Annotated in this window: 12 protein-coding genes, 1 other RNA gene and 3 pseudogenes; 8 read left to right on the top strand and 8 right to left on the bottom strand. The window is 38.6% G+C overall.

The features are described 5' to 3' along the window. Positions 1-351: 351 nt before the first annotated feature. The 8 genes from V8V91_RS08265 to V8V91_RS08230 all read right to left on the bottom strand — a co-directional run bounded on the left by V8V91_RS08265 (position 352) and on the right by V8V91_RS08230 (position 5,424). Positions 352-1,011, bottom strand: a complete 660-nt coding sequence (locus tag V8V91_RS08265) for a S8 family serine peptidase (RefSeq protein ID WP_373399653.1) — start codon at positions 1,009-1,011, stop codon at positions 352-354. Further along, positions 1,008-1,577, bottom strand: a complete 570-nt coding sequence (locus tag V8V91_RS08260; RefSeq protein ID WP_373399652.1) for a protease inhibitor I9 family protein — start codon at positions 1,575-1,577, stop codon at positions 1,008-1,010. The genes V8V91_RS08265 and V8V91_RS08260 overlap by 4 nt, the downstream gene beginning before the upstream one ends. Before the next feature lie 158 nt (positions 1,578-1,735). Further along, entirely contained in the window at positions 1,736-3,130 is a 1,395-nt protein-coding gene (locus V8V91_RS08255) for a S41 family peptidase (RefSeq protein ID WP_373399651.1), read from the bottom strand. Between the two features lie 59 nt (positions 3,131-3,189). After that, on the bottom strand, positions 3,190-3,900 hold the full coding sequence (locus V8V91_RS08250; RefSeq protein ID WP_373399650.1) for a cell division ATP-binding protein FtsE: 711 nt from the start codon (positions 3,898-3,900) through the stop codon (positions 3,190-3,192). A 3-nt stretch (positions 3,901-3,903) separates the two neighbouring features. Beyond that, positions 3,904-4,107, bottom strand: a complete 204-nt coding sequence (locus V8V91_RS08245) for a fructose-6-phosphate aldolase (protein WP_074226538.1) — start codon at positions 4,105-4,107, stop codon at positions 3,904-3,906. Positions 4,108-4,153: 46 nt separating this feature from the next. Then, positions 4,154-4,813, bottom strand: coding sequence for a fructose-6-phosphate aldolase (gene fsa / locus V8V91_RS08240; RefSeq protein WP_373399649.1), 660 nt, complete (start codon positions 4,811-4,813; stop codon positions 4,154-4,156). Positions 4,814-4,994: 181 nt separating this feature from the next. Beyond that, an RNA gene (ffs, locus tag V8V91_RS08235) (signal recognition particle sRNA small type) lies at positions 4,995-5,081 on the bottom strand. 115 nt (positions 5,082-5,196) lie between these two features. Beyond that, positions 5,197-5,424: a hypothetical protein gene (locus V8V91_RS08230; RefSeq protein ID WP_074226540.1), complete on the bottom strand. Its 228-nt coding sequence runs from the start codon at positions 5,422-5,424 to the stop codon at positions 5,197-5,199. Between the two features lie 242 nt (positions 5,425-5,666). Here V8V91_RS08230 and V8V91_RS08225 point away from each other — a divergent pair, with 242 nt between their 5' ends. From V8V91_RS08225 to V8V91_RS08190, 8 genes and pseudogenes are all read left to right on the top strand, one after another. Beyond that, positions 5,667-7,079 carry an anthranilate synthase component I family protein gene (locus tag V8V91_RS08225; protein WP_373399648.1) on the top strand — a complete coding sequence of 471 codons (1,413 nt, stop codon included), beginning with the start codon at positions 5,667-5,669 and terminating at the stop codon, positions 7,077-7,079. 45 nt (positions 7,080-7,124) lie between these two features. Beyond that, positions 7,125-7,692 (top strand): annotated as a pseudogene (locus V8V91_RS08220) (aminodeoxychorismate/anthranilate synthase component II). 29 nt (positions 7,693-7,721) lie between these two features. Then, entirely contained in the window at positions 7,722-8,732 is a 1,011-nt protein-coding gene (trpD, locus tag V8V91_RS08215; RefSeq protein WP_373399647.1) for an anthranilate phosphoribosyltransferase, read from the top strand. A gap of 6 nt (positions 8,733-8,738) precedes the next feature. Next, the gene (gene trpC / locus V8V91_RS08210) at positions 8,739-9,557 is read left to right on the top strand and encodes an indole-3-glycerol phosphate synthase TrpC (RefSeq protein ID WP_373399646.1); all 819 of its coding nucleotides are present in this window, start codon (positions 8,739-8,741) and stop codon (positions 9,555-9,557) included. After that, positions 9,557-10,188, top strand: a pseudogene (locus V8V91_RS08205) (phosphoribosylanthranilate isomerase). Before trpC ends, V8V91_RS08205 begins: the two are co-directional and overlap by 1 nt. Before the next feature lie 22 nt (positions 10,189-10,210). Next, positions 10,211-11,389 (top strand): tryptophan synthase subunit beta, encoded by a 1,179-nt coding sequence (gene trpB, locus V8V91_RS08200; RefSeq protein ID WP_373399645.1) that lies wholly within the window; start codon positions 10,211-10,213, stop codon positions 11,387-11,389. Between the two features lie 84 nt (positions 11,390-11,473). Further along, entirely contained in the window at positions 11,474-12,247 is a 774-nt protein-coding gene (gene trpA, locus V8V91_RS08195; protein ID WP_373399644.1) for a tryptophan synthase subunit alpha, read from the top strand. Between the two features lie 70 nt (positions 12,248-12,317). Beyond that, positions 12,318-13,336: pseudogene (locus tag V8V91_RS08190) on the top strand (bifunctional 3-deoxy-7-phosphoheptulonate synthase/chorismate mutase). Positions 13,337-13,529 lie beyond the last annotated feature (193 nt).

Here is a 13,529-nt window from a genome sequence, read left to right as displayed (position 1 = left end):
CATTTTTAATTTAAAAGAATAAAAAGTAAGCGACTGTGGTAGGTAAAAGAGAAGTAGTAAAGCTTAAAAGCAAAATTTTGGAATAATTAGATACAATGTGTTTTTTATGAGAAACTTGATCAATTTCTATTGAAACTTTTGGTTGTATTACTTCTTGAATGAGTGAGAGTGAGCCGAAAAAATAAACAGTAAGTAATAATAATAAACTAGCTACAAGTTCCATGTCCATCTCTTTTTTACAAATTTAAAATTCTGTAGAGTTTTAGAGATCAGAATATTAAAACTTAACAATTTGATAATAAGCAAAAAAGCGACTCATCGGAGTCGCTTTTTTTAATTTCTAAATAGCTATTATTTAATGGCTACCTGATCTATGGTTCCATCAGGGTCACCGATAACTGCTCCGCCATTTCTTGGATTGTTCCATATCAGGATTCCACAAACATGAGGGGAAGCCATAGAGGTACCACTATAGCTTGCATATCCTCCAGGAACAGTAGATAAAACTCCAACTCCTGGAGCAGCAAAATCTATAGGAGGGTTACCAAAATTAGAGAAAGAGGCATAAATGTCTCCTTGCCCAACTGCAGAAACAGTGTAAATATTATTTCCATTAGCACGTGCAGGTGAAGAATTATTTGCATCGGAAGATTCATTCCCAGCAGCTAATGCTACTTTTACCCCGCTTGCTCCTAATGCTTCAACAGCGGCATCCAATGCAGAGGATGCAGGACCTCCCAAGCTCATATTTGCAACATCTCCAGTAGAAGCATTGCCTGCAACGAAGTTCACTCCAGCGATGACACCAGAATAAGAGCCTGATCCTCTAGAGTCTAAAACCTTGACGGGAACAACTTTTACTCCTGCAGCTACACCAACTACACCGATTTCATTATCGATTGCACCTACTGTTCCGGCAACGTGAGTTCCATGACCATTTCCATCCACTGCGATGTCGGCATCTTTACCTTTGGAAAATGCATTAAATCCAAGGTTGGCGTCGACATTCAAATCTTCATGACTTGAGTCAATACCCGAATCAATGATATAGGCTTTCTTGGTACCTGTATAGGTTTGGCCCCCTCCAACACGGGTGATACCGTAAGGGGTTTCTTGCGCAGAAGGAGTGCCTCCTCCTCCGTTTCCTGGTCCTTTTCCTGGAGGGGCGCCAAAGCAATTACTCTATCTGGTTCAACAGACTTGATGGAAGGATCTTTTGCTAAAATTTCTGCTTGGTCATCCGTTAAAGTAACTGAAAAACCTTCAATACTGCTTCCGTAAACATATCCTAAACTCTCTTCCGAGATTCTATACTTTGCTAGAAGTTCAGAACCAGTTTTTCTCATCGCAGCTTGTACAGCGTCATAAGACATGTCTTTTCTGAAGTTTAAACCGGTAGGTTGTAAAGTCACGATGAACTTTCCAGGGATGATTTCTCCATGATTATATCCAATAAATTCTACGGTATCGGATGAAAGGGGCGATTCATCTTGGGGCTGACAAGAAAATGCCAGAATCCCCAAGGATAAGCCTGCAAATAGCAATGGCTTTCTCCAAAGTTTGTTTTGGTAACTCATAAGATGTTTGGTTAAAAATTGGTGATTTAGACACCTAATTGGTTGATATTTGGTTTTAACAGTTTAAAATGTCATGAAATTTTGAATTAAAACCAATTATTACTATCAAAAAAATAAGTCAAAAAAAATGGCCTCAATTTCTTGAGGCCAAAATGCATTTATTTGATGATCTGTTCTTCTATCATTATTCCTGTTCGGACTTTTCGGTCCAAAGTACTTCCTATGTCTACTCGATCAAGGGTTTCAAATCTACCTGAAGAGGGAGTTCCTGTAATTTGGGATATTGCTGTTCTCAATAATAGTTCAGTAATATCTCCAAGTGGTCTCAATCTTTCAGAAGACTCTTTTACAGAGATGTTAGGTGTAAACCCTGTTGTATAATCTGATTGATCAAGACTATTAAAGCTTCTACTAACGATAGGTAATAAACCGTAAGGATTCTCCGAATTTTCTTCATCTTCGAATGGAATCGATCCTACATTCTTACCATAGGTTTTATCTCCAATTAAGAAGACGTCCATATAGGGTTTCAATCCATTGATGACTAATTCAGAAGCGGATGCTGTACGAGGAGAAGTCAAAATATACACTCTATTGCCATCCAAAATATTACCTAGATTCTGCGTTTTGGTTCTAAAGTTGGTTTTGACATCACTCAATTCAGGAATCTCTGACATCAAAAAGCTATTGTATTTAGTTTTTGAGAAAATGTCTGAGGTAGTTACAGCAGGAGCAATCAAACTTGCCAAATTAGTGGCAGAGGTAACATATCCACCTCCATTATACCTAAAGTCAATTATTAAGTGATTGATATTTTCAGATTTGAATTTTGCGAAAATCTCATCTACCTGATCATCATAAGTGGTACTTGTTCCTCCATTGCCAGGCGCAAAGAAGTTATACATGAAATATCCAATTTTTTCTCCATCGATCGTGTAAATAGTATCGATATAATTAGGGTTTTCAGCCAACTGAACAGTTTCCAAAGTCAATGGAGGTTGCTGTTCGTATACCAAAGTGGTAGGGTTCAAGCTCAGATAAGTGATGGAATGCTGGGATTCGATCTCGCTTAACAAATCTCGATAGTTATCAGTGGTAATCTGGGTGCCATTAATCTTCGTGATAATGTCTCCTCTTACTAATCCTGCACTCTCTGCGGGACTTCCTTTTTTTACGTAAGAGATTTCTGCAATGACATTGGTGCTTCCTTGACTTTCTAAGTAAAGTTGGAATTCATATCCAGCTTCCAATGTCACCCCGCTTAGATTATTGATTAATTCCTGATAATCAGGATAGATGACAGAAAATCTGTCTGTGGGCTTATAAAGTAATGCATTAAAATAATCTTCTGGATCAGAATCGTCAGCTATTGGCGTCCCCAGATTGTCCAGCCAATAATATACCTCATCCATGACATCAAGAATCCAGTTGTTCACAGCTGTGTCTGATTCTTGATCAATTACTGGTTCAGTGTCCTCTTTATCCTTACAACTCCAACCAAATACGGTTAATGAAAGAAGTAAGGATAGTTTAAGTAATTTGGTTAATTTCATATGATTTGTGTTAAAGGGCTCTATATGAACGAAATAAGGAGAGGGATGTTTGAATTTATTTAATAAGTTGATCCAAAAGAAACATCATGGGTTTTACTATCCAATAATTTTCCATTTTCACATTTTAAGACTCTATAAGGGTACTTACGTAATAACTCATGGTTATGGGTTGCCATCAAGATAGCCGTTCCTTTTTTATTGATCTCCTGAAAAAGTTTGAAGATTCCATCGGCTACATCCGGGTCAAGATTTCCTGTAGGTTCATCGGCCAATAAAATGGAAGGTTCATTCAGTAATGCCCTGGCAATCACTACTCTTTGTTGTTCTCCTCCTGACAATTGATGTGGCATTTTGCTAGCTGCATTGTTTAATCCTACTAATAAAAGAACTTCGGCCATTCTAGCTTTAATTTTTGAAGAATCTTTCCATCCTGTCGCCTTCATGACAAAAATGAGGTTCTCAGCAACAGTTCTGTCATTGAATAATTGGAAATCCTGAAAGACGATTCCTATTTTCCTTCTTAAGTAGGGGATTTCCTTAGTTTTTATTTTGGTAAGGTCAAACCCTGCGATTTCTACCTTCCCACTTTTGAGTTCTAGATCTGCATACAAAGTTTTGAGAAGTGAACTTTTACCACTTCCAGTTCTACCTATCAAAAATACAAACTCATGGGGCTCTACGGAGAAGTCCACATCAGATAGAATAGGTTCTATTCCCTGGAAGATAGTGGCATTGCTAATTTGCAATACCGGATCAGTACTGAAATCCATTATTTAAAGATCTAATTTTTGAAGTTTACCAAAGGGCAGTCCCTGAATCAATGACTCCAACTCCTCCTCTTTTCCCTCTAGACCAAATTTCTCAATATTTTTTAAAGGTCTATCTGCTCTAAAATAGGCAACCAATACGAAATTTTCATCTCGTATTTGGATGTAATCAGGGATTTTTGCTTTGCCTTTTACTTTAATGATGTACATATGGGGAAATTAAAAAAAAGACCGACAATAGTCGGCCTTCTTCAGATTATTTTCCAGCCGCTTTCGCATGATCAGCCAGAAACTGTGCCAATCCTGAATCGGTCAAAGGATGATTTAATAAACCTGTAATTACTTTCAAAGGACAAGTAACCACATCGGCTCCAATTTCAGCACATTTAATCAAGTGCATGGTATGCCTTACAGAAGCTGCTAAAACCTCGGTATTATACCCATAGGTCTGATAGATGTGTACGATTTGCTCAATCAACTGAAGTCCGTCGAAAGAAATATCGTCCAATCTTCCAATAAAGGGAGAAAGATAAGTAGCTCCTGCTTTGGCTGCTAGGATAGCTTGACCTCCAGAAAATACCAATGTACAATTGGTTCTGATTCCTTCACTATGGAAATATTTGATAGCTTTTACCCCGTCTTTAATCATTGGGATTTTAACCACAATTTTGTCGTCAATTTTTGCAAGTTCCTTGCCTTCCTTGATCATTCCTTCAAAGTCAGTGGAAATAACTTCAGCACTCACTTTGTCATCTACGATATCGCAAATCGCTTTATAATGGTCTCTTACTGCGCTTTCGCCACTGATTCCTTCTTTTGCCATTAAAGAAGGATTGGTGGTAACTCCATCCAATACGCCTAAATCATAAGCTTCTCTGATATCATTCAGATTAGCAGTGTCGATAAAGAATTTCATGTTTGATAAATTAAAATAGGTGTGAATTTGATTTTCTTCCTTTGGGATGTTCCAAAAATCAGGAAAGTCCTAAACAAGGCAGAAATCCAAGGTTAAATAGATTTAATTGCCTGAGCAAAGTTAGAAGATTAATCAAGATTAGGAACCAGAATTATTATGGCTTCACAAAAAATTGGGCAAAAAAGAAGCGGCATCGCACCGCTACAACCGCCTACCCTTGCTTCCTTCCGGACCTGGGGGATTCAGCAGGAGCTGGTCGTGCCGCTAGGCCACAAAGGTAAGTCAAAAATTACGGTTTACAATCCTTAAACGCATTATTTACTTAATTTATGGCTGGTGACACTGAATATCAGGCGAATAATTTAAGCGCCCACTAATTTCTGTCAAGTTTTAGATAAATGGAGTTGGAATTCCAATGGACTACAGGTCTTAAATTCATCCTCTTCTAAATCCTCAAAAATCTCTTCGTCAAATTCCATGATGGTCTTTTCCACCTTTCCATCCGGGTGAATAATCAATTCTGTTCCAGTATAATCATTTGGATTTACTTGTACGAGCACTTGATAATCATCGAAAACTCTCTTGAAATACTGAAATAATGTGGTAGCCATGGATTAAACTTGATTTTTTTCAAAAATAAGCGTAAAATTTTGAAAAGAAGTTTTGCTATATCAGATCCGTTTCTAAATTTGTCCGAAACTTATGAAAACAATAGCAGCAACATATTGGTGGTGGCATTTCGATTCTTTCCAAGGGAAGCTCAGAAAGCCCGTGCCTAAAGATTGTTGCACGAAATATTAAGGCTTGCTGGAATTCCCAGTAAGCCTTTTTTTATGATCAAAAAACCCTAACAATGTCCCAGTCAAATTTTCAAATCATCACATCTTACCGGAAGCGGTTAGCAGATACCATTACTCCGGTAAGTATCTACTTACAAATAAGGGATAGATTTGTCAATCCGATTTTATTGGAAAGCTCAGATTACCATGGACAGGAAAACAGCTATTCCTATATCTGCTTTAATCCATTGGCAACTTTTACTTTTAATGCAGGTCAGGTAGAAGAAAAGCTTCCAAATGGCGAAACGGAAACGTATTCTGTGAGCAGTAATTTAAAGCTTATGGATAGTCTTAGGGCTTTTGGTAATAAATTTTCAAGAGAATCCGACGGCTTTAAATTTAGTACGAATGGACTTTTTGGATATATACAGTATGATACTGTCTCTTATTTCGAGGATATCCAACTAAAAAACACCAAGCCTGGTGATGTCCCGATGCTTCAATACGCAGTTTATCAAAATATCATTGTAGTGGACCACTACAAGAATGAGCTGCATATGTTTGAGCATCAGGTAGAAGGCTTTGAGGAAGAGCCTCAGTTAGATGAAATTGAAATCCTGTTAAATAATAAAAATATCCCTTCTTACTCATTTAAAAGATTAGGAGAAGAGACTTCCAATTATTCTGATGAAGAGTTTTTGAAAATCCTTAATGAAGGGAGAGAGCATTGCTTTAAAGGGGATGTGTTTCAAATAGTTTTATCTAGAAGATTTAAAACTGCCTTCAAAGGAGATGAATTTAATGTTTACCGAGCATTACGATCTGTAAATCCATCTCCTTATCTGTTTTATTTCGACTATGGGTCTTTTAAAGTTTTTGGAAGTTCGCCAGAAGCTCAGATTGTAGTGAAAAATAAAAAAGCCACCATTTTCCCTATTGCAGGAACCTTCAGAAGAACAGGGAATGACCAAGAAGATGCGGTATTGGCAAGAAAACTATATGACGACCCAAAAGAGAATTCTGAACACGTGATGTTAGTGGACTTGGCAAGAAATGATTTATCCAGATCTTCTATTCATGTCAATGTGGAGGTGTTTAAGGAAATTCAATATTATTCCCATGTGATCCACTTGGTCTCTAAAGTGACTGGAGAGCTCACTCCTGGGGCCAATCCACTCCAATTAGTAGCAGATACATTTCCGGCAGGCACGCTTTCCGGAGCTCCAAAATATAGGGCGATGGAATTGATAGACGAACTGGAAAATACATCCAGGGAATTTTATGGAGGGGCCATAGGGTACTTGGGCTTTAACGGAGATTTTAACCACGCCATCCTAATCCGATCCTTTGTTTCTGAAAATAACTATTTGCGTTTTCAAGCAGGTGCTGGTGTGGTCGCAAAATCTTCCATCCCTTCTGAATTACAAGAGGTTTCTAATAAGCTCGAAGCACTTAGAGTGGCTTTAAGAGCAGCAGAAAGTATTTAATTGTCAAGGGCTAATCACAGAATAGAAAAATAATAAGTAATAACAATGCGAATTTTAGTTCTCGATAATTACGATTCCTTTACCTATAACCTGGTCTACATCGTGCGGAAATTAGGGTATGGAAATCAGATGGATATATTCGGAATGATAAAATTTCTCTAGAGGAGGTCGATCAATATGACAAAATCTTGCTTTCGCCAGGACCGGGTGTCCCAAAAGATGCAGGGATTATGCCTGAATTATTAAAAAAATAAGCGCTACAAAATCTATTTTGGGAGTGTGCTTAGGCCATCAAGCCATAGGAGAGGCATTTGGAAGCAGCTTGATCAACTTGTCAGAAGTACTTCATGGAGTAGCTTCCCAAGTGACTGTGAGGCCTGATTTGCTTTTTAGTGGCGTTCCCGATACATTTAAGATAGGTAGATATCACTCTTGGGTTATCGACGAATCCACCCTTTCGCCGGACCTGGAGATCATTGCTCAAACTCCTGATAATCAAATCATGGGAGTCAAACATAAGACATTGGATGTAAGAGGGCTTCAGTTTCACCCAGAAAGCATTCTTACCGAAAATGGAGTACAAATCATTCAAAATTGGTTGGAGAATTCCTAATCATTCTTCTAACGTAAATCAATCCCATCATGAAAGATATTTTAAACCACCTCATTGCACATAAAACGCTTACTCAACTAGAGGCTAAAGAGGTATTGAAAAATATAACCAGTGGTAATTACAACCAAAGTCAAATTGCCGCTTTTATGACCATTTACCTGATGCGAAGCATCACCGTGGAAGAATTGTCAGGTTTTAGAGAGGCAATGCTAGAACTCTGTGTGCCGGTAGAAATTGCGGAATACGATGCCATGGACCTTTGTGGCACGGGTGGAGATGGGAAAGATACCTTTAATATTTCCACACTTTCCTCTTTTGTAGTAGCAGGAGCAGGTCAAAATGTGGCAAAGCATGGAAATACTGGGGTTTCTTCAATTTGTGGATCTTCCAACTTGTTAGCCTATTTCGGCTATGAATTCACAAATGATATCGACAAAATCCGTCAAAGTCTGGATGATGTTGGGATTTGTTTTTTACATGCACCCCTGTTTCATCCGGCTATGAAAAATGTAGCACCCATCAGAAAAGAGTTAGGTGTAAAAACCTTTTTCAATATGCTGGGTCCTATGGTAAATCCTAGCTTTCCTAGAAAGCAGCTTGTAGGAGTTTTTAGTCTTGAATTAGCCCGTTTATATGGGTATTTATATCAGGATATGAACGGAAGGTTTTCGATCCTTCATGCCTTGGACGGGTATGATGAAATCTCTCTCACCGGTCCATTTAAAATGATTTCCAATGAAGGAGAACGTGTGTTGAATCCAGAGAATATCGGTTTGCCTACCTTAAGGGCAGATTCAATTTTGGGAGGAAGTACTGTTCAAGAGTCGGCAAAAATCTTTGAAAATATATTGAAAGGAAAAGGGACGAAAAGCCAGAATTCGGTGGTAATAGCCAATTCTGCTGCAGCCTTGGTTACAGCTGAGGAGGGATTGTCCTTTGCTGATGCAGTCGGAAAAGCCGAAGAAGTTTTGCTTTCTGGCAAAGCACTGGAAGTGTTTGAAGGCCTAGTAAATCCAAAAACCAGCGTCTCATTAGCCTAATAAATCATGAATATTCTAGATAAAATTATCGCTCGTAAGCAAGAAGAAGTAGCTGAAAAGAGCAGCTTGGTTCCAGTGAAAATGTTGGAGAAAAGTATCTTTTTCGAAGGAAAAGTGGTTTCCATGAAAAAGTATGTGACTGACCCAGAAAAATCCGGAATTATCTCTGAGTTCAAAAGAAAGTCTCCTTCCAAAGGGCTGATCAACGGAGCTGCATTAGTGGAGGCAGTGAGTATAGGATATATGCAAGCAGGTGCCTCTGCTTTATCTATTTTGACAGATACCGATTTCTTTGGAGGAAGCAATGCAGATTTAAAAGAAGCAAGGAAATTCAATTTCTGCCCTATTCTAAGAAAGGATTTTGTGATCGATGAGTATCAGATCATTGAAGCGAAATCAATAGGAGCAGACTGTGTTTTACTTATTGCTGCTGCTCTGGAGCCTACCAGGTTAAAAGAGTTGGCTTCCTTTGCCAAATCTTTGGGACTAGAAGTACTAATGGAGGTACATGATAGAGAAGAATTAGAAAGAAGCATTTGTGATGAGTTGGATTTAGTAGGTGTCAACAACAGGAACTTAAAGACCTTTGATGTTTCCTTGGAAACCTCTTTGGAGTTAGTGGACAAAATACCTTCCAATTTTGTGAAGATTTCTGAATCCGGAATATCTAATCCATCTACGCTTGTGACTTTGAAACAAGCTGGATTTGACGGATTTCTGATTGGGGAAAATTTTATGAAATCAAGTAGGCCTGAACAAGCGGCATACAATTTCATTAAGGAATATAAAAAGCTGCTTGCTGAAGAAGAGAAAGTAGGAATCTGATGAAAATCAAGGTTTGCGGAATGAGAAATTCCCACAATGTACGGCAGCTACTTCAGGAAATTAAACCCGATTGGATGGGATTGATATTCTACCCCAAATCCTCCAGGTATGTTTCTTCAGAATTATCAGAAGAGTTGAAAAATACTGAAGTCTCGAAGGTAGGGGTGTTTGTGAATGAGTCAATTGAAACTATACTTTCTAGGATTGAAGAATTTAATTTATCGGTTATCCAATTGCATGGTATTGAAAGTCCGGCATATGTCAGAGAATTAAAGTCAAAAACCGATAAAAAGATATGGAAAGTGATTTCTGTAGGAGTGGAAATTAATTGGGATGATTTGAAGGATTATGTGGACTTGGTGGAGTATTTTCTATTTGATACAGCAACCCCGGCGTACGGAGGTTCGGGAAGAAATTTAATTGGACTGTATTGGAGAGTTATCCTTTTAAGAAAGGTTTTATTCTCAGCGGTGGGTTGGATGAGGATTCAGCTTTAGAAGTCTTGGGTTTCGCTAAAAAGCTCCCCCAATTAATAGGGGTGGATTTGAACTCAAAATATGAAGATGCTCCTGGAGTAAAGAATATTGGAAAACTGAGAAGTTTTAAAAAGAAATTAATTGGCAGTTTTTAAAAGCCAATAAACTAGAATAAAAATGATCAAAGTAGACGAAAAGGGATTTTACGGCAAGTTTGGTGGAGCTTATATTCCTGAAATGCTTCATCCCAATGTGGAGGAGTTGCGGGAGAACTATGAGTCGATTATGGCCTCTCAAGAGTTTCAAGATGAATTCAGAGGGCTGTTGAAAGATTATGTAGGTCGACCTACTCCATTGTATTTCGCCTCTAGACTTTCAGAGAAATACGGAGCTAAAATCTATCTTAAAAGAGAAGATTTGTGTCATACAGGAGCTCATAAAGTAAACAACACGATCGGTCAGATTATTTTAGCAAAGAAGCTTGGTAAAAAGCGGATTATTGCAGAGACTGGAGCGGGTCAACACGGAGTAGCTACGGCTACCGTATGTGCTTTGATGGGGATGGAATGCACCGTATATATGGGCGAAGTTGACATTGCTCGGCAGCATCCCAATGTAGAGCGGATGAAGATTTTGGGAGCGACGGTAGTACCTGCTACTTCCGGTTCCAAAACCTTGAAAGACGCGACCAATGAAGCCATGCGTGCCTGGATCAATAATCCGGTCGATACGCATTACATCATCGGTTCGGTAGTGGGTCCTCATCCATATCCAGAGATGGTGGCTAGATTTCAATCTGTCATTTCTGAAGAAATCAAGTGGCAATTAAAAGAGAAAGAAGGAAGAGAAAACCCTGATGTCGTCATCGCATGCGTAGGCGGTGGTTCCAATGCTGCTGGTGCTTTTTACCATTATTATAATACTCCTGGAGTGAGACTTGTAGCGGCGGAGGCAGCTGGTCTTGGAGTTAGTTCTGGGAAGTCAGCCGCCACTACAGCTTTGGGAACCCCGGGTATTTTACATGGATCGAAAACCATCTTAATGCAGACGGAGGATGGCCAAGTGGTAGAACCGCATTCCATTTCTGCCGGATTGGATTATCCAGGTATAGGTCCTGTTCACGCACATTTATTCGATGTAGGCAGAGGTGAGTTCGTTGCCGTGGAGGATAAGGATGCCATGGCAGCTGGGATTGAGTTGAGTAAGCTTGAAGGGATTATTCCTGCAATTGAGTCAGCTCATGCCTTATATGCATTGAATTTAATTGAATATGCTAAAGACGATGTGATAGTAATCAACCTTTCTGGGAGAGGTGATAAAGACCTAGATACTTACATTAAATGGGGGAAGTATTGAAGTCAGAAATAAGATGTAAGAAGGTTGAAGTGAACAATTTCTTCAATCACAGGTCACCTGCCATTTTTAATTGTCACTAAAATCATGAACCGAATACATAAACTATTTAATACAAAAAAAGACCGGGTGCTCTCGATCTATTTCACAGCTGGTTTTCCAAAGCTAGGGGATACATTGCCCATCATGGAGGCTATTCAGGAAGGAGGGGCTGATATCATTGAAATTGGAGTTCCTTATTCTGATCCGGTTGCCGATGGTCCTACTATTCAGGAAAGTAATATGGTTGCTTTGGAAAATGGCATTTCCATGAAAAAGCTATTTGCTCAACTTGAGGGTTTTCGTGAAAAAATCAAACTTCCAGTGGTATTAATGGGGTATCTCAACCCCATTATGCAATACGGGATGGTGGCTTTTTGCATGAAATGCCAAGAAGTGGGAATTGATGGATTAATTCTTCCAGATCTTCCAATGCAGCAATATTTAGATGAATACAAAGAACTATTTGAACAGTATGGTCTTGTGAATACATTTCTAATATCTCCTCAGACTTCTGAGGCTAGGATTCGTGAAATTGACGAGCATTCCAATGGCTTTATCTATATGGTTTCGTCTCATAGTATTACAGGGGCGAAAGCAGGAATTTCTGAGGAACAAATTGCTTATTTCAAGCGAGTGAAGGCGATGGGATTACAAAACCCTAGATTGATCGGTTTTGGAATTTCCGATTCAGAAACATTCTCAAAGGCTTCTGAGTATAGTAATGGGGCAATTATTGGTTCAGCATTTATCAAAGTATTGAAAAATGCAAAAGACCTTAACCAGGATATTCAAGCATATTTAAAAGAGGTGTTACATTAAAAGCGGATTTATAGTACGAATTCTTGAATTGTTCGATTCGTACTTTATAGTTCATAATTCATATTTAGAAATGATTATTCAATTGCAACCCGATATTTCCGAAGCACAAAAGGAAAAATTGATTCAAAAAGTCAATGGTATCGGTTATAAGACTACTGAAGTAAAAACTCAATTAGGAGATTACTTAATCGGAATAGGGAAAAAGGAATTTGATATCCGAAAAATAGGCCAGTTGGATGGAATTGTTGATATCCACATTGTTTCTGATGAATATAAATTGGTTTCAAAAAATGGAAAGCAAAACCTACTTCCATTGATTTGGGAGATAATGTGTTTATCAAAGATGGGGAAATGGCCATTATTACCGGTCCTTGTTCCATTGAGTCCGAAGAACAAATCCGTGCTGTGGTAGCCCATTGTGTGGAAAATAATGTGAAGATGATGCGGGGTGGAGTTTTCAAACCTAGAAGTAGCCCTTATGCATTTAGAGGGTTAGGCTTAGAGGGGTTGAAACTTTGGTATGAAATCGCTCATGAAGCAGGAATAAAGATCGTCACGGAAGTGATGCAAACTTCTCAAATAGAAGAAATGTATCCTTATGTGGATGTATATCAAGTGGGGGCTAGAAATTCACAAAACTTTAATTTGCTAGATGAATTAGGCAAAGTAGATAAAGCCGTAATGATCAAGCGTGGGATTTCTGGAACGATTGAAGAATTATTGCAATCTGCAGAATATGTATTTTCTGGAGGAAATGAAAAGTTGATCCTATGTGAAAGAGGAATCAGGACTTACGAAAGAGCTTCCAGAAACACCTTGGATTTGAATGCGATTCCAATCCTGAAAGCAAAATCACATTTACCTGTGATAGTGGATCCATCTCATGGTATTGGGATCAGAGCTTATGTTCCTCAGATGGCTTTAGCAGGTGTGATGTCAGGAGCAGATGGAATCATCTATGAGTCCCATGAAATTCCCGAGAAAGCCTATTCAGATGGTCAACAAACATTGGATTTTGCTCAAAGTACTAGATTGATTTCCTGGATTAGAGAGAGTTTCGCGATGAGAAAGGGATTCGAATTACTTTAAATTATTGTTTTAGAGAAAACTCTCTGTAAATTAGATGCAGTATTTGTAAAACAAGATTTATTAGTTTCAAATAGTAATCGACAGTGAATCCTACGCCAAGAACCTTTGTACACCATTCTTACCACCATTCTCAATGAAGGGGTAGGAATACTATGGTTTTTTGGTAAAAAATATAGAGGCCTATTCCTTCCTG

The sequence above is a fragment of the Algoriphagus halophilus genome (genome assembly GCF_041729275.1).
Taxonomy (GTDB): Bacteria; Bacteroidota; Bacteroidia; order Cytophagales; family Cyclobacteriaceae; genus Algoriphagus; species Algoriphagus halophilus_A.
This window is presented reverse-complemented; position numbering and strand designations above follow the sequence as displayed.